18 protein-coding genes and 1 pseudogene are annotated in these 15,005 nt (G+C 68.2%); 9 read left to right on the top strand and 10 right to left on the bottom strand.

The features are described 5' to 3' along the window. The coding region (locus JWP54_RS05745) for an alpha-L-arabinofuranosidase C-terminal domain-containing protein (RefSeq protein ID WP_297368570.1) at positions 1 to 1,064 on the bottom strand (1,064 nt) is incomplete at its 3' end. A gap of 84 nt (positions 1,065 to 1,148) precedes the next feature. Further along, a complete protein-coding gene (locus JWP54_RS05740; protein WP_297368567.1) occupies positions 1,149 to 1,475 on the bottom strand; it encodes a hypothetical protein in 327 nt (108 codons plus the stop codon). 27 nt (positions 1,476 to 1,502) lie between these two features. Between JWP54_RS05740 and JWP54_RS05735 the strand changes: the two genes are divergently transcribed. The 8 genes from JWP54_RS05735 to JWP54_RS05700 all read left to right on the top strand — a co-directional run bounded on the left by JWP54_RS05735 (position 1,503) and on the right by JWP54_RS05700 (position 9,014). After that, positions 1,503 to 2,399: a substrate-binding domain-containing protein gene (locus tag JWP54_RS05735; protein ID WP_297368564.1), complete on the top strand. Its 897-nt coding sequence runs from the start codon at positions 1,503 to 1,505 to the stop codon at positions 2,397 to 2,399. Between the two features lie 756 nt (positions 2,400 to 3,155). Next, complete coding sequence (locus JWP54_RS05730) at positions 3,156 to 3,653, top strand: hypothetical protein (protein ID WP_297368562.1); 498 nt, start codon at positions 3,156 to 3,158, stop codon at positions 3,651 to 3,653. A 290-nt stretch (positions 3,654 to 3,943) separates the two neighbouring features. Further along, complete coding sequence (locus JWP54_RS05725) at positions 3,944 to 4,714, top strand: hypothetical protein (protein ID WP_297368560.1); 771 nt, start codon at positions 3,944 to 3,946, stop codon at positions 4,712 to 4,714. Beyond that, on the top strand, positions 4,707 to 5,123 hold the full coding sequence (locus tag JWP54_RS05720; protein WP_297368558.1) for a phage holin family protein: 417 nt from the start codon (positions 4,707 to 4,709) through the stop codon (positions 5,121 to 5,123). The genes JWP54_RS05725 and JWP54_RS05720 overlap by 8 nt, the downstream gene beginning before the upstream one ends. After that, positions 5,120 to 5,695: a DUF3618 domain-containing protein gene (locus JWP54_RS05715; RefSeq protein WP_297368555.1), complete on the top strand. Its 576-nt coding sequence runs from the start codon at positions 5,120 to 5,122 to the stop codon at positions 5,693 to 5,695. Before JWP54_RS05720 ends, JWP54_RS05715 begins: the two co-directional genes overlap by 4 nt. 47 nt (positions 5,696 to 5,742) lie before the next feature. Continuing rightward, positions 5,743 to 6,807, top strand: a complete 1,065-nt coding sequence (locus tag JWP54_RS05710; protein WP_297368552.1) for a YihY/virulence factor BrkB family protein — start codon at positions 5,743 to 5,745, stop codon at positions 6,805 to 6,807. Between the two features lie 66 nt (positions 6,808 to 6,873). Continuing rightward, complete coding sequence (locus JWP54_RS05705; protein WP_297368549.1) at positions 6,874 to 7,842, top strand: manganese catalase family protein; 969 nt, start codon at positions 6,874 to 6,876, stop codon at positions 7,840 to 7,842. Then, a complete protein-coding gene (locus tag JWP54_RS05700) occupies positions 7,839 to 9,014 on the top strand; it encodes an alcohol dehydrogenase catalytic domain-containing protein (protein WP_297368546.1) in 1,176 nt (391 codons plus the stop codon). Before JWP54_RS05705 ends, JWP54_RS05700 begins: the two co-directional genes overlap by 4 nt. A gap of 30 nt (positions 9,015 to 9,044) precedes the next feature. On the opposite strand, the gene JWP54_RS05695 is transcribed toward JWP54_RS05700, so the two are convergent. The 8 genes and pseudogenes from JWP54_RS05695 to JWP54_RS05660 form a co-directional block, all read right to left on the bottom strand. Further along, the gene (locus JWP54_RS05695; protein WP_297368576.1) at positions 9,045 to 9,371 is read right to left on the bottom strand and encodes an ATP-dependent DNA ligase; all 327 of its coding nucleotides are present in this window, start codon (positions 9,369 to 9,371) and stop codon (positions 9,045 to 9,047) included. 26 nt (positions 9,372 to 9,397) lie between these two features. Further along, positions 9,398 to 10,276, bottom strand: a complete 879-nt coding sequence (locus tag JWP54_RS05690; protein WP_297368543.1) for an NAD(P)H-hydrate dehydratase — start codon at positions 10,274 to 10,276, stop codon at positions 9,398 to 9,400. Next, positions 10,260 to 11,057 (bottom strand): histidine phosphatase family protein, encoded by a 798-nt coding sequence (locus JWP54_RS05685; protein ID WP_297368541.1) that lies wholly within the window; start codon positions 11,055 to 11,057, stop codon positions 10,260 to 10,262. Before JWP54_RS05685 ends, JWP54_RS05690 begins: the two co-directional genes overlap by 17 nt. After that, positions 11,047 to 11,928: an SDR family oxidoreductase gene (locus JWP54_RS05680; protein ID WP_297368538.1), complete on the bottom strand. Its 882-nt coding sequence runs from the start codon at positions 11,926 to 11,928 to the stop codon at positions 11,047 to 11,049. Before JWP54_RS05680 ends, JWP54_RS05685 begins: the two co-directional genes overlap by 11 nt. A 59-nt stretch (positions 11,929 to 11,987) precedes the next feature. After that, a complete protein-coding gene (locus JWP54_RS05675) occupies positions 11,988 to 12,542 on the bottom strand; it encodes a hypothetical protein (protein ID WP_297368536.1) in 555 nt (184 codons plus the stop codon). A gap of 172 nt (positions 12,543 to 12,714) precedes the next feature. Beyond that, on the bottom strand, positions 12,715 to 13,542 hold the full coding sequence (locus JWP54_RS05670) for a PRC and DUF2382 domain-containing protein (protein ID WP_297368573.1): 828 nt from the start codon (positions 13,540 to 13,542) through the stop codon (positions 12,715 to 12,717). 87 nt (positions 13,543 to 13,629) lie between these two features. Then, complete coding sequence (locus tag JWP54_RS05665; protein WP_297368533.1) at positions 13,630 to 14,286, bottom strand: hypothetical protein; 657 nt, start codon at positions 14,284 to 14,286, stop codon at positions 13,630 to 13,632. Between the two features lie 206 nt (positions 14,287 to 14,492). Next, positions 14,493 to 14,815 (bottom strand): annotated as a pseudogene (locus JWP54_RS05660) (YccF domain-containing protein); the annotation flags it as partial. A 9-nt stretch (positions 14,816 to 14,824) separates the two neighbouring features. Between JWP54_RS05660 and JWP54_RS05655 the strand changes: the two are divergent. Then, positions 14,825 to 15,005 (top strand): transposase (locus tag JWP54_RS05655; RefSeq protein WP_297368530.1); only part of this gene is annotated, 181 nt, incomplete at its 3' end.

The raw sequence follows: 15,005 nt of genomic DNA, 5'->3' as shown, positions 1-15,005 counted from the left end.
AGCTGGGCGAGGTTGGCCATCGAGACCCGGTCGCTGTTGCGCAGCAGCGTGATCAGCAGCGAGCCGACGACGACGGCATCGCTGACGTTGTACTCGTCTTCGATCAGGCGCGGCTGTGTGTTCCAGTCGCCGGCGAACAGCGGCGCCTTGTCGACCTCGTTGAACCGGGTCTGGTACCAGACGTTCCACTCGTCGACGCTGATGCCGATCTGCTTGTCGAGCCCCTGCGCCATGGTGACCTCGTCGATGATCTGCGCGACATCGCCGATGCACCGGTCCAGGCTCACGCCGGAGGCGAGGAAGCTGCCGAGGTCGCCGGGCTTCTCCTCGTAGTAGGCGTGCAGGGAGATGTGGTCGACGAGCCCAGCGGTGTGCTCGAGCACGGTGCGTTCCCAGCTGCCGAAGGTGGGCATCTCGGCGTTGGAGCTGCCGGCGACGACGAGTTCGATGGTGGGGTCAACCCACTTCATCACCCGGGCGGTCTCGGCGGCCAGCCGGCCGTACTCCTCGGCGGTCTTGTGGCCGATCTGCCACGGGCCGTCCATCTCGTTACCCAAGCACCACACGCGGATGCCGAAGGGTTCGGTGCGGCCGTTGGCCCGGCGCTGGTCGCTGAGAGCAGTGCCGCCCGGGTGGTTGGAGTATTCCAGCAGGGCCGCGGCATCCGCGATGCCCCGGGTGCCCACGTTCACCGCCTGCATCACCTCGACGCCGGCGGCCTCGGCCCAGCCGGCGAATTCGTGCAGGCCGACCTGGTTGGTCTCCACGCTGTGCCAGGCCAGGTCGAGGCGCACGGGGCGCTCGGCCGCGGGGCCGACGCTGTCTTCCCAGCGAAAGCCGGAGACGAAGTTGCCGCCCGGGTAGCGGATCAGGCTGGGGCCGAGTTCCCGCACCAGGTCGAGCACGTCGTGGCGGAAGCCATCCGCGTCGGCGGTGGGGAGGCCTGGCTCGTAGATGGCGGTGTAGACGGAGCGGCCCATGTGTTCGACGAACGAGCCGAACAGCCGGGGTGAGACGGGGGCGACGACGTCGTCGCGGGTGATGCTGAGCCGGGCGTGCAACACGGGGGAATCCTCTTCACAGATAGGTACAGCAGGAGGGTGGGTCCGTTCGTTCAGACCCACCCCCCTCTGGTGGTGGTGCGGGTGCTACTTGGTGGTGACCGTGAAGCCCTGCTCGTTGCCGTACTCGGTGATCGCGTCCTGCCAGGCGGTCAGACCATCGTTGATGCTGGTCTTCTTGGCGTAGGACCGGCCAACGGTGTCGGCGAAGGTGCTGTTCGAGTAGACCTGGAACGGCAGGTAGGTCCAGCCGGGCACGACGTCCTTGGCGGCCTGCACGAGCACCTCGTTGATCTTCAGGCCGCCGAAGTAGTCGCTCTCGTAGCCGAGGAACTCGTCGGACTCCAGGTCGGCGACGGTGGACGGGAAGCCACCCTCGTCGATGGAGATCTGGGTGCCCTCACCCTCGTTCATGAACTGCAGGAAACCGGCCGCGGCCGGGTGCTCGCCGCGATGGACGAGGTCGGCTACCGGCCCAACAGTGCGGCCCGGGCGCTGAAGTCCGGCCGGTTCCGCACCATCGGTGTGATCCTGGTCACCATGTCCAGCTTCGGCAACATGCGCACCCTCGACGCCGTGGCCACCGCTGCTGCTGCCGCCGGCTACTCGATCACGCTGCTGCCGGTGGCGCTGCCCACCCAGGGCGAGGTCGCCGGCGCCGTGAACCGGCTCGCCGAGCAGGCTGTCGACGGCATCGTGATCATCATGGAAGCGCACATCCTGGACCGGAACGACGTGACCGTGCCGACCGGGCTGCCCGTCGTGATCGTGGACTCCGACGCCGGTGCCCGGTACACCGTGGTGGACACCGACCAGACCGAGGGTGCCCGGCTGGCCACCCAGCACCTGCTCGACCTCGGGCACCAGAGGGTGTGGCACATCGCCGGGCCGGAGTCGTCGTACTCGGCCGGGCGGCGCACGGCATCCTGGCGACAGACGCTGGCGGCGGCCGGCGCCGCGGTGCCGCCGGTGCTCGTGGGCGACTGGAACGCGCAGAGCGGGTACGAGCACGGGGTGCGACTGGCCGCGGACCCGGCCGTCACGGCGATCTTCGCGTCGAACGACCAGATGGCCCTCGGCGTGATGCGGGCCATGCACGAGGCGGGCCGATCGGTGCCGGCCTCCTGCAGCGTGGTGGGCTTCGACGACATGAGCGAGGCGGATGCGTTCTGGCCGCCGCTGACCACCGTGCACCAGGACTTCGGCCAGGTGGGCCGGCTCTGCATCGAGAAGTTGCTCGCCCAGATCGACTCCCCGGCGGCCGTGGGCGCGGGCACCACCATCGTGCCCACGCACCTCGTGATGCGCGCGAGCACGGCGCCCCCGCCCCGGACGTAAAGGCGGAAGATCTCGGGACGCGCCGGGATTCCGGGTCGCGACGACGGCGCGTCGCGACATTCTCCGCCCCTACGTGCGGGGCGTGCGACGTGGGGGCGGAAGCGGGACGTGGGGCGCGGGCGCTCCTCCACCGGGCGGGAACCGGGGCGGAGCGCACAGGTTGCGGCGATGTGGGGGCCGAAGGGGCGTCGGGGCGGAGTGTGGCGGCATGGTTTCTGCCGAACTGGTGGTGTGCACGCTCGGACACCTCGCGTCCGTCGAGGAGTTGCGCGAGCGGGGGGTGCCCGCCCGCGCACTGCGCGACGCGCTGGCCCGAAGGGCGCTCACCCGGGTGGCGCGTGGCCGGTACGGCTGCGTCCACCTCATCGAGATGGAGGGTGGGGGCGCGCGAATCTCAGCGGCCCGGGCCCATGGACGCATCGGCTGCCTGTCGGCTCTCCGTCTGAGCAACGTGTGGGCCGGCGGTGACCGGCGGCTGCACCTGCAGCTGCGGCCGGGGCAGCACGGGACCCGGCGCGACCTGGTCGATGAGCGCGGACAGCCGATCGTGTACCACTGGTCGGAACCCTTCTCCGGACCGTTCGGCCGGTCACCGTCCGCAGGGTTGGCCACGCCGCGGCCGGCCATCGGGGCCGTGGCGGAAGGGGCGGCTGCCTGGCACACCGTCGATCGGCCGGCGCAGCGCGCCCACGGGCCGCCGCACGACACGACGAGAAGGTGCACAGCTCGGCCGGCCGGTGCCTGCTGGTTGAGCCGATGGAGTCAGTGTGGCGCGCCATCCACTGCCTCGATGAGGAGAACGCGATCGCCTGCCTGGAATCGTCGGTGCACGAGGGGTTCATCACCGCCGAACAGCTGTGGGACATCTGCGCGATGGCGCCGGAACACCTTCAGGCGGGGGTCGCAGAGATCGAGTTCACCGCCGATTCGGGTCAGGAGACCATCGTGCGGCGACGGCTTCGGCATGCCGGATTCCGGGTGGTGGCGCAGGAGACCCCACGAGGCATGCCGGCCGAGGACCTGGTCGTGGAGGACTGCGTCGATCTCGAGACCGACGGCAGGCAATGGCACGGCCCCGACCGCTTCCAAGCCGACCGCGACCGCGACCTGTTGTACGAGGGGCTCGGCCGCCGGGTGCTGAGGCTCACCCAACGGCACATTCTCGACGAGTGGGAGAGCACGTTCCTCACCATCAGTCGGGTGGTCGAGGACGCACAGCGCGAGCAGCGACGACGTCACGGCCGATCGCGATAGGGCGGACCGCCGGCTCCCTGCACGGTGCGTAACGATGCTGAGCCGGGTTCGAGAATCGGACAAAATACCCGTTTTTTCTTAAATGTGCTACCCCCACTTGGGTGTCAGGTGCCGAACCCGCTGCGCCTATATATGGACGGTGAAATCGGGGTTTCGTCACAGAAAAAAGTTAAAAATACCTGTTGGCGCCCAATGCTTGAAATCCCGCGAATCTCGAATAATGATGGTCGCATCACGACCTAGGCGTCGAGCCGCGACGTCTTGCTCACATCGATTTCTCAAGGAGAGTCATGTCGAACACATATCCAACATCCGCACCGGGAACCCCGGACCTCGGCACCAATGCGGCGTCCGACAATGGCCCCGATGCCAAGGAACGCGCCGCCGAAGTGAAGGACACCTCGGTCGCCGCAGGGCAGCACGTCGCCGGCGTCGCCAAGGACGAACTGCACAAGGTCGGCAGCGAAACCAAGCAGCAAGCCAAGGACCTCTATCGCCAGACGCAGGGCGAACTGAAGGACCAGGCCGCCTCGCAGCAGAAGCGGGTCGCCTCCGGCATCCGCTCGCTCAGCGACGAATTCGGCTCGATGGCCGACAAGTCCGAAACTCAGGGTGTGGCTAGCGACCTGGCCCACCAGGCGGCCACCCGCGCCGCCGGTGTCGCGGACTGGCTGGAGCAGCGCGACCCCGCCGCCCTGCTCGACGAAGTGAAGAGCTTCGCCCGCCGTCGTCCCGGCGTGTTCATCGCCGTCGCCGCAGTGGCCGGAGTGGTCGCCGGGCGTCTGACCCGGTCGGTGATCGCCGAGGCCAAGGACTCCTCCGACTCCGGCACGACCGGGACCGGCACGCAGACCGGGGCCGGCTACCGAACCGGCGCTCCCGCGGTCGCCGGATCCGAGTACGGGGTCGCCGGATCCGAGTACGGGGTCGGCGCCACCACCGGGATCGACACGGCCTACAACACCCCCGTCGACACCACCCTTGAGACACCCACCGCGACCGGCGTTGGCGACCCTCTCGCCACCGAGTACCCCGAATACGGGGAGAACCGCAATGAGTGACCTGCCCACCCCCTCCGAACGCAAGGCGGCGGATACCTCCCTGGGCGACCTGCTCAGCGAGGTGACCCGCGACATCTCCGTCCTGATGCGCCAAGAAGTCGCACTGGCGAAGGCCGAGGTCAAGCAGTCCGCGACCCGCGCCGGCAAGGGCGCCGGGATGTTCGGTGGAGCCGGGTACGCCGGCCACCTGACCATCCTGTTCCTGTCGTTCGCGGCGTGGTGGGGACTCGGGCACGTCATCGACATCGCCTGGTCCGCCCTGATCATCGCCGTCATCTGGGGCATCGTCGCCGCCGTCTTGTTTGTCCTCGGCCGTAAGGAAATGAAGGCCATCAAGGGCGCGCCCGAAACCGTCGACACCCTGAAGCAGATTCCCGACGCACTGAAACGAAATGAGGAAAACCGATGAGTATTTCCAACCCGAGTTCCGACCCCGAGGTCCTGCGGAGCCAGATCGAAGAGACCCGTCGCGATCTGGGCGCCGACGTCGACGCCCTGGCCGACAAGGTCACCCCTGGGAAGATCATGCACCGCCAAACCGACAAGGTACGAGGGGCGGTCTCCTCAGTGAAGGACAAGCTCATGGGTAGCGCATCCGACGCCGGCGACTCCCTCGGCGGCGTGGCCAACGAGGCGTCCGGCCTGGCGCACAACGCCGTCGACAAGGCGAAGGGCAACCCGCTCGCGGTGGGCCTGATCGCATTCGGTGTCGGCTGGTTGGCGTCGTCGCTGATCCCCGCCAGCACCGTCGAGAAGAGGGTCGCGTCGAATGTGAAGGACGCCGCCGAGCCGCTCGTCTCCGAGGTCAAAGACGCCGCGAAGGAGGTCGGTGAAAACCTCAAGCAGCCGCTCACCGACGCCGCCGACGCCGTCAAGGGCACGGCCACGGATGCCGCCGGCACGGTGAAGTCCGAAACCACCTCCTCCGCCGAAGAGGTGCGCGACACGGCCAAGCACTCCGGGCAGGGCACCGTCGGCTAACGGCGCACCCCGCACCACCCGCAAGACAAGAACGAGGAGATGTACCGGTGGCCAGCAACGACACCCGTGAGAAGAAGAACGCTGCTCCCTCCCCCAACGATCCGCGCAAACCGGATTCGCCGGGTGAGGTGAGCAAGCCGTCCTGGAAGTACGCGTTCAAGAAGACGCTGCGGGAGTTCTCCGCCGACCAGTGCACCGACATCGCCGCGTCATTGACGTACTACGCCGTGTTGGCGCTGTTCCCGGCACTGATCGCGCTGATCTCGCTGCTGGGCGTCTTCGGCCAGGGCGAACGGTCCGTCGACACCATCCTCAATCTCGTCAACCAGGTGGCTCCCGGCGGCACGGCCGACGTGCTGCGCGAACCGCTCGAGCAGTTCAGCTCGTCACCGGCCGCCGGGTTCGCCCTGGTCTTCGGCATCGTGCTGGCCATCTGGTCGGCATCCGGCTACGTCGGCGCGTTCAGCCGGGCCATGAACCGCATCTACGAAATCGAAGAGGGCCGGCCGTTCTGGAAGCTGCGCCCGATGCAGCTGTTCGTGACGATCGTCAGCATCCTGCTGATCCTCATCATGCTGGTGATCCTCATCGTTTCCGGGCCCGTCACGGATGCCGTGGGCAGCGCCCTCGGCCTCGGCGAGACCGTGCAGATCGTCTGGTCCATCGTGAAATGGCCGATCCTGGCGTTGGCGGCGGTGCTGATCATCGCCATCCTCTACTACGCCACCCCGAACGCCAAGCAGCCCAAGTTCCGCTGGATCAGCCTCGGCGCGCTGCTGGCGCTGATCACCCTGGTGATCGCGTCGTTCCTCTTCGGGCTGTACATCACCAACTTCTCCAACTACGACCGCACCTACGGCTCACTCGCCGGCGTCATCATCTTCCTGCTCTGGCTCTGGATCGCCAACCTCGCCCTGCTTTTCGGCGCCGAGTTCGACGCCGAACTCGAACGGGGCCGCCAACTCCAGGCCGGCATCGCGGCGGAAGATGACATCCAACTGCCGCCGCGGGACACCCGCAAGAGCGACAAGGCGGCCGAGAAGGACCGCACGGACGTCGCCACCGGACGCCAACTGCGCGAGAAGAGCGCCCGGCGCCACGACGCCGAGTAGGCCCTCGCGATCGAACACCCTGCCTGACCCGGACATTCACCTGCTCCTCTCGATGAAAGGAAAACCATGTACTTCCACGTGCAAAACCTCATCAACGACATCGTCCAGGACGAGCCGGATCCGGCAGCCGCCAACGCGCTGCAGGAGGGGCTGGGTGGGCAGTTCGGTGAGATGCGCACCATGATGCAGTACCTGTTCCAGTCCATCAACTTCCGCGGCCCGTCGGCCAAGCCGTACCGCGACCTCATCCAGGGCATCGGCACCGAGGAGATCAGCCACGTCGAGTTGATCGGCACCACCATCTCGCGGTTGCTGGATGGTTCGCCCCGCTACCAGGGCAAGGTCACCGACCCGCTGGACAAGCCCGGCTCCGGCGGGGCGATCCCGTTGAACATCGCCCTGGACCACAGCAACATCCACCACTACCTGGTCGGTGCGCAGGGCGCCCTGCCGGTCGACGCGGCCGGCAACCCGTGGCTCGGCAGCTACGTCTACAACTCCGGCAACCTCGTGCTGGACCTGCTCTACAACCTGATGCTGGAGTCCACCGGCCGGCTGCAGAAGTGCCGGATCTACGAGATGACCGACAACAAGACGGCCCGGTCCACGATCGCCTACCTGATCGTGCGGGACCAGGCGCACGAGAACGCCTACGCCAAGGCCCTCGAGACCCTGGGCGTGCACTGGAACACCCTGCTGCCGATCCCGAAGACCAACGCGGAGAAGTTCCCCGAGGTCAAGAAGCTGCTCGATCTGAACCTGCACAGCAAGCAGTACAGCTTCGACCTCCGCAACGAGTCGGAGGCGGGCAAGATCTTCCAGGGCATGTCGCCATCCAAGGACGGCACCAACCTTGTCGCCGACCAGCAGGCGCCCGAAGGGGTTCCGTCGGTGATCGCGCCGGAGCGGCTCGAGGAATTCTCCCCGGGGCTCGACCCGGAGCTGATCGAGCTGATCCAGGCCACCGCGGCCATGGAGATGGCCGACGTGGAATCGTTCTACGGCCCCACCACGCCGGAGTCGACGTCCAAGTGAAGGCCCTCACCTGGCAGGGCAAGCGGCACGTCTCGGTCGACGAGGTACCCGACCCGGTCATCGAGAAGCCGACGGATGTTGTCATCCGGATCACGTCGACGGCCATCTGCGGGTCGGACCTGCACCTGTACGAGGTGTTCGGGCCATTCCTCACACCCGGCGACATTCTCGGCCACGAGTCGATGGGCGTCGTGGAAGAGGTGGGGTCAGCCGTGCGGAACCTGGTCCCCGGGGACCGGGTGGTCATCCCGTTCGTGATCGCGTGCGGCGACTGCTTCATGTGTCTGCGCGGGCTGACCACGCAGTGCGAAACCACCCAGAACCACGCCCACGACAGCGGCGCCTCCCTCTACGGGTACACCGAGCTGTACGGCTCGGTGCCCGGAGGTCAGGCCGAACGGCTGCGCGTGCCGCTGGCCGATTTCAACGCCCGCAAGGTCGGTCACGACCTGCCGGACGAACGCTACCTGTTCCTCAGCGACATCCTGCCCACCGCCCGGCAGGGCGTCGCGTACGCCAACCTGCCCGAGGACGGCGTCCTCGGGGTGCTCGGTCTCGGGCCGGTAGGCCAGTTCGTGGGCCGGATCGGCCGCCACCTGGGGCACCGGGTGGTCGCGGTGGACCCGGTACCGGAGCGTCGCCTGATGGCGGAGCGCTACGGCATCGAGACGCTGGACCTCACCGAGGACGTGCTGGAGCAGCTCCGCGACACGACCAACGGGCGCGGTCCCGACTCGATCGTGGACGCCGTGGGCCTTGAGGCCCACGGCGCGCCGGCGGCCAGTCTGGCCCAGGCCGCGGTGGGACTGCTGCCCGACGCCGTGGCGAAAAAGGTGATGAACACCGGCGGGATCGACCGGCTCAGCGCGATGCACCTCGCCTTCGACGCCGTGCGTCGCGGCGGCACGGTGTCGCTCAGCGGCGTGTATGCCGGTGAATCCGACCCCACCCCGATGAAATCGCTGTTCGACAGGCAGGTCACCATCCGGATGGGTCAGTGCAATGTTCAGCCGTGGCTGGACGAGCTGGTTCCGCTTGTCGAAGACCCCGCCGACCCGTTGGGCGTCGAGGACCTGGTGACGCACCGGGTGCCGTTGGGCCGGGCGCCGGAGATGTACGACCTGTTCCAGAAGAAGGAGAAGGGCTGCATCAAGGTGGTGCTGACCCCCTGAGCCGAACCGTTCCGGAGCCGCTTGAGGAGCTCAGCTGCCGATGGTGCGGCGCCTCGCAGCCGGCTCCGGCGGTTCGGCACTGAGTAGCAAACCGTGGCCACTGTTCGCTGCAATCGTGAGAGCGTCGACCCACGCCCGGTTGATGCTGGGGGTCTTTCCGCCGTGGTATTTAAAGAACAAGGGGATGCCGGGGTGCAGCCACGCGCTGCACCGGCCAGCGCCGATGGAAGGCGAATCGTTCCAGGACAGGAAAAAACTCTCGCCCCTGCGCAGCTTCGAGCCGATCACGATTTGCAGGTGCACGAGTGCGCGGTCTTCGAACTGGACCTCGATGCCGTCGTAGATGAGTTTTCCGATGGTCTGTCTCCTATCGTGCGACCCGGTCAGGCATGCTGGCCCAGCTCGGCGAGCAGACGGGGCAATTCCGACGACAGTTCCCGAGCGAGATAGCCGGTGGGGCCCACCCGGGCGTTCAGCCGGTCCCCCGCAGCGGCGTGCAGCCAGGTGCCCCAACAGGCGGCCTGCTCTTCAGTTGCGCCACGGGCGAGCAGGCCGCCGATTGCGCCGGCGAGCACATCGCCGCTGCCCGAGGTGCCCAGGCCGCCCTGCCCGGTGCCGGCCAGCCAGATCCGGCCATCCGGCGCCGCGATGACACCCTGGCAGCTGACCGTGGCGGAGAAGCGGGCGGCGATGCGCGCGATGTCTGCCTCGAGGTCGTCGAGGTCACGGCCGAGGAGGAGGCCGGCCTCGGCCGGGTTGGGGGTGAGGATGAGGGCGCCAGGCGACCGGAAGTCGTCGCCGAGGCTGGCGAGCGCGCCCAGCGCGAACGCATCCAGCACCAGGCCGGTGGACGCGCTGAGGAGGCCGGGCAGGTTGCCGAGCATCACCTTCGTTTCGTCGGCGTCGTCGAGGCCGCTGCCCAGCACGACGGCATCCGCGTCGCGGAGTTCGTCGGCCAGCGGGTCCAGGTCGCCGCCGCGCACCGCCCCGGTGGAGGTTTCCGGCAGGCCCACCACGCCGGCCTCGGGCACGGCGACGGCCAGCGGCACCGCCACCGACGCGCCCACGCCCAGCGTGAGCCGCCCGGCTCCCACGCGCAGGGCCGCGGTGCCGGCGAGCAGGGCGCCGCCAGGCGCCTTGCGGGCGCCGCCGACCACGACCACCTGGCCCCTGGCGTACTTGGAGTCGCCGCCGGCGGGCAGCGGCCAGTCCCGCAACAGGGCGGGCGTCAGGGTGCTGTGACCCTCAGTCGGCGGCAACATCGGCGTCCTTCGCGGAGGTGTGCGCGGTGACGCTGGCCCCGGCCGTGACCAGGTGGGACACGTCGTTATAGCGGTCGACTCGCCAGGGTGCGTGCCGGTGGTCCCGGACCAGGCGGGTGATCGAGGCGTTCAGCAGCGGTTCGGTGCGGGCCAGGCGCAGGGCGTCCAGTTCGGCGAGTTCTTCGCACACCATGCGAAACAACAGGATGACGGCGTCGTGCGACACGACCAGGGCGTTCGGGCCGCAGTCGTCGGCGTCGAGCACCGGCAGGAAGGACCGGATGCGCAGGCTCACATCCGCCCAGGATTCGCCGCCGGGCGGGCGGTAGTAGTACTTGCCCAGCCTGCGGCGGCGGGCCGCTTCGACCGGCAGCCGAGCCGCCACGCCGCTGGTGGTGAGCAAGTCGAGCACTCCAAGTTCGCGGTCGCGCAACCGCTCGTCGAGCTTCGTGCCGGCCGCGTCCGGGCGGCTACCGAGCGCGATGCCGGCGGTCTCCGCGGCGCGGAGGTACGGGGATGCCCAGACCGAGTCCGGGTACTCCCCCGCCGGGCGGGCGTCGAGCCAGCGCCTGAGGGCTTCGGCCTGGTCGGTGCCCGTGCGCGTGAGGGGCACATCCGCGTCGCGCAGCGGCATGTCCACGATCTCGGCGCCGGCGGCCTCGGCGGCGGTGGCGGCGACGTTCGCCGCGCTCTCGCCGTGCCGCACGAGCAGCACCGAGGTGGCGCCGCCGCCCGGGCCGCCGTTCGGGTTGTTCTGCCGGCGGCCGGCGTCAGAAGCCACGGCCGCCGGTGACGGGCACGACGGCGCCCGAGATGTACGAGGCCTCCGGCGAGGCCAGGAACACGTACGCTCCGGCCAGTTCGGCCGGCTGCCCGGCCCGGCCCAGCGGGGTGTCCTGCCCGAACGTCGGCAGCTTGTCCGGCCATGAGGTGGCCGGGATCAGCGGGGTCCAGATCGGACCGGGGGCCACGGCATTCACGCGCACGCCGGTAGACCCCAGCTGCTGGGCGAGGGCCTGGGTGAAGGCGACCAGCGCGGCCTTGGTCATCGCGTAGTCGATGAGTTGCGGGGAAGGGCTCGACGCCTGGATCGACGAGGTCGAGATGATCGACGAGCCGGGGGCCAGGTGCGGGATGGCGGTGCGCGCGATCCACAGGGTGGCGTACAGGTTGGTCTTGAAGACCCTGTCGAACTCCTTCGTGGAGAGGTTTTCCAGGCCGTCGCGGTTCTCCTGGTAGGCAGCGTTGAGCACCAGGATGTCCAGCCCGCCCAGGGTGGTCACGGTTTCGTTGACGATGGAGATGCAGTGCCCCTCCTCCCGGATGTCGCCGGGCAACAGCAGCGCGGTACGGCCCGCGGCACGGATCAGGGCGGCGGTGTCCTCGGCATCGGCCTGCTCCTCGGGCAGATAGGAGATGGCGACATCTGCGCCCTCCCTGGCGTATGCGATGGCGACGGCGCGGCCGATGCCGGAGTCGCCGCCGGTGATCAGGGCCCGCTTGCCGGTGAGCCGGCCGCTGCCCTCGTAGGTGTCTTCGCCGTGGTCGGGGCGCGGCTCGGTCGCGCCGGTGAGACCGGGCTGATCCTGTTCCTGCTTGGGGAAGCCTTCGGAATAGTACTTGGTCGTCGGGTCTTCGTTCGCGTTCGTCATGCGTGCTCCTTATGAGGTGGCGGCCCGGGTCGAAACGACCCGGGCCGGGAATGCTTCGCTCAGCGCTGGATGAGTCGCTGCAGCCAGCCGCCGCTGCTGGCGACGGGGCGCTGCTGTTCGCCCTGCTGGGCGGCGAGCACGATCAGGATCAGCGTGATCGCAGGAGTGACCCATTGCATGATGCGCTGCTGGCTCTGCACCGACGCCACCTCGTCGGAGGTGACGCCTGTGGGCTCCGTGGTGCCCTCCACGGGTTCGTCGCCGCCGGCTGCCATCCGCGTGCCGAGGATGCCGGAGTAGATGCTCGTGCCGATGGCAGCCAGCGTGAGGGCGGCCTTGACCCCGGTGTTGACCCGCCCCTCCTGCTGCGCGGCGAGTCGCTCGGTGTTGCCGAGGATGAGGCCGACGCCACCGATGCCGTGCGCGATCATGGCCGCGAACTGCACCGGCGACCAGTGCTTCCAGCCGACGCTGGCCACTGCGAGCCGTTCCCGGGGGTTGCTGACCGAGGCCGCGGCGCTGTTCAGCCCGACCGCTCCCATCAGGGAGCCGCCGAACCAGGCGGCCAGGCCCACGTCGTGAAAGCTGCGAACGAGAGTGTTGCGTGATGACATACGGTACTCCTCGTGATTATCAAGCGTTACGAATGAGACGTCGTCCCGGCGGGAAACGTCATGGCGAACTGGTGATCGGATCGGGCGAGCGGGCCGCCACAATTGCGCCAGGCCCAGGGAACCGAAGTCTCCCGGGGCCCGGCGGTCGTGCGTGCGGTTCTGGAGGTGTCGGCTACAGGGAGTCGTCGCGGGTGCGGCGGCTCTTGTCGCGGTCAAGGTCCGACTCGTCGTAGTCGATCTCTTCCTTACGCACGTCTTCGGAGACCCGCTGGTCTTCCGTCACGGTCTCGGTGCCCAGGCGAACCCGCTCCACCGGGACGGTTTCCTTGTCCACGACGACGCGCTCCTCGGTGAGCTGCACTTCGTGCTCCTCCTCGCTCAGGTCGGGTCCGGACGTGGCCTGCCCGATGTTGGCGTCGGTGATGGCTTCACGCTCGAGGGTGACCTCTTCGTGGCTCACCGGCACCGTGACGGTCTGGTTCTCCGTCACCACGTGCTTGCGCAGCCGGGCGCGGCCAGCGGAGACCTGCTCCGTGCCGACGCGCAACTGCTCTTCGGAGCGGGTCATCGCGTCATCCGTGGTGGGGCCGGAGGTGTCGTAGCCCTCGGTGCGACGGTCGCCGACCGTGGCGTCGGTACGGGCGTCGTCGTAGGTGCCGGTGGTACCGGTGCTCTGGCCGACGGTGGACCCGCTGAGCCCGTAGTACCGGTAGAGCGCGTCTTCATCGGCGCTCTCCAGCGAGCCGTCGGTGTCGATGCGTGGGGCGTCTTTCACGAAACTCTTGTCGAAGCCGATGCGCAGTTCGTCGTCGGTCCAGTCGGCGCTCTCGAGCGGCGCGAAGGATTCGCTGGTACCGAACAGTCCGGTCTTGACCGTGACCCAGCTGGGCTGGTTGGTGGACGAGTCCAGATACACCTGGCCGACGGTGCCGACCTTGCGGCCCTCGGTGTCGACGACGTTGGCACCGATGAGGGAATCGATGTTGTTGGTGTTGATCATTGTCATTTCTCTCTTCCTGCTTCGCACGCCGAACGAGTTGCCCGGCGATGGTGGGGCGGTGGATCGATGTGAGGATCGGGGATGGTTCTACTTGCCGAGTCCGACCTTGTCGACCTTGCGGTGGTACCGCATCCCGGCAATGCCGCCGAGAATGGCGCCGCCGAGGCTGACGAGGGCGATCACGACGGCCGTGATGATGCTTCCCAGCGCAAGGTCACCCTCGTTGATGGGGATCCGGGGGAAGCTGTTCAGGTTGGCCAGGACGTTGAATTGGCTTCCCGCGATGGCGCCCACGATAGCCAGCACCACGGCAATGATCAATGCCCACAGCCAGACGGCGATTCCCTGCTTCGCGCCGCTGAATCGCGCCATCCGACCGGCCACATAACCGCCGCAGTAGTACGCGATGAAGATCACGACGGCCAGGGCGATGGCCCCGATCAGGCCGACGGTCTCGGCGTTCTGGGCCGCAGCCTCGCCGGCCTGGGCCGGGTCCGACTGGGAGCCGAGGCCCACCGCGGCGCCGGCGCCGGCAACGAGGGCGGTAAGGAGTACGGCCGCGCCGGTTGCGGTGAGCCAGCCGAAGAAGGCCGAACCGAATTTTATGCCACCGAACTCCGCCTTCTCCCTGGCGAGGACATCTTCGCGGACGGTGTTTCCGCTGGTGGCAGCGCGTGCTGCGGTTTCATCGCCGACTACCGGGCGCTGGGGATCCGGGCCCGGATCGTTTCGTGGTGACGTCATGAAGTTCTCCTTCGAACAATGGTGCCGAGTGGAACGATTACAACGGGGAGGCCAGCGGTCAACCTCCGCCCGGGAAAACGGGCTACCTCATAGACGGGCTGTGGGAGCACATCGTCACGCGAGTGGTGACATATTCTCAGGTTGCTGCCAAGGCCGCGCCAGCACCCCGGTCGACGTGGGTGTCGGCGGGGGTGCGCCGAGACCGGCTAGGAGGTGCGGTGGGCGACCGCCTGGTCGAACTCGCCGCCGGTGGGCACGATGGCCTTGCCGAGCGGCGCCAGGGAGATCGGCACCATCTTGAATTCGGCGATGCCGAGCGGGATGCCGATGATGGTGACGCAGAGGGCGACGCCGGAGACGATGTGCGCCAGGGCGAGCCACCAGCCGGCCAGGATGACCCAGACCACGTTACCGAGGAACGAGAATGCCCCGCTGGACGGCCTGTCGACGATGGTGCGCCGAACGGCCAGAGTGCGTAGCCGGCGATGCGGAAGGACGCGATGCCCCACGGGATCGTGACGATCAGGATGCTGTCGAGATGGTGACGTCGACACGGCGACCGATCACGCAGGTGGCAGCTGAGTTGGGCATCTCGGATAAGACCTTGTGGGCCTGGGTGAACCAGGCCCGGTTGAACAAGATCGACCCGGAACGGGCGCTGTCCCGGCAGCAACGGGAACGAATCCGGGATCTGGAGAAAGAGAATGCGCGGCTGCATC

Source organism: Cryobacterium sp., from assembly GCF_025463825.1.
Taxonomy (GTDB): Bacteria; Actinomycetota; Actinomycetes; order Actinomycetales; family Microbacteriaceae; genus Cryobacterium.
The sequence above is the reverse complement of the archived record's forward strand: the minus strand, read 5'-3'. Positions and strand labels throughout refer to the sequence as shown.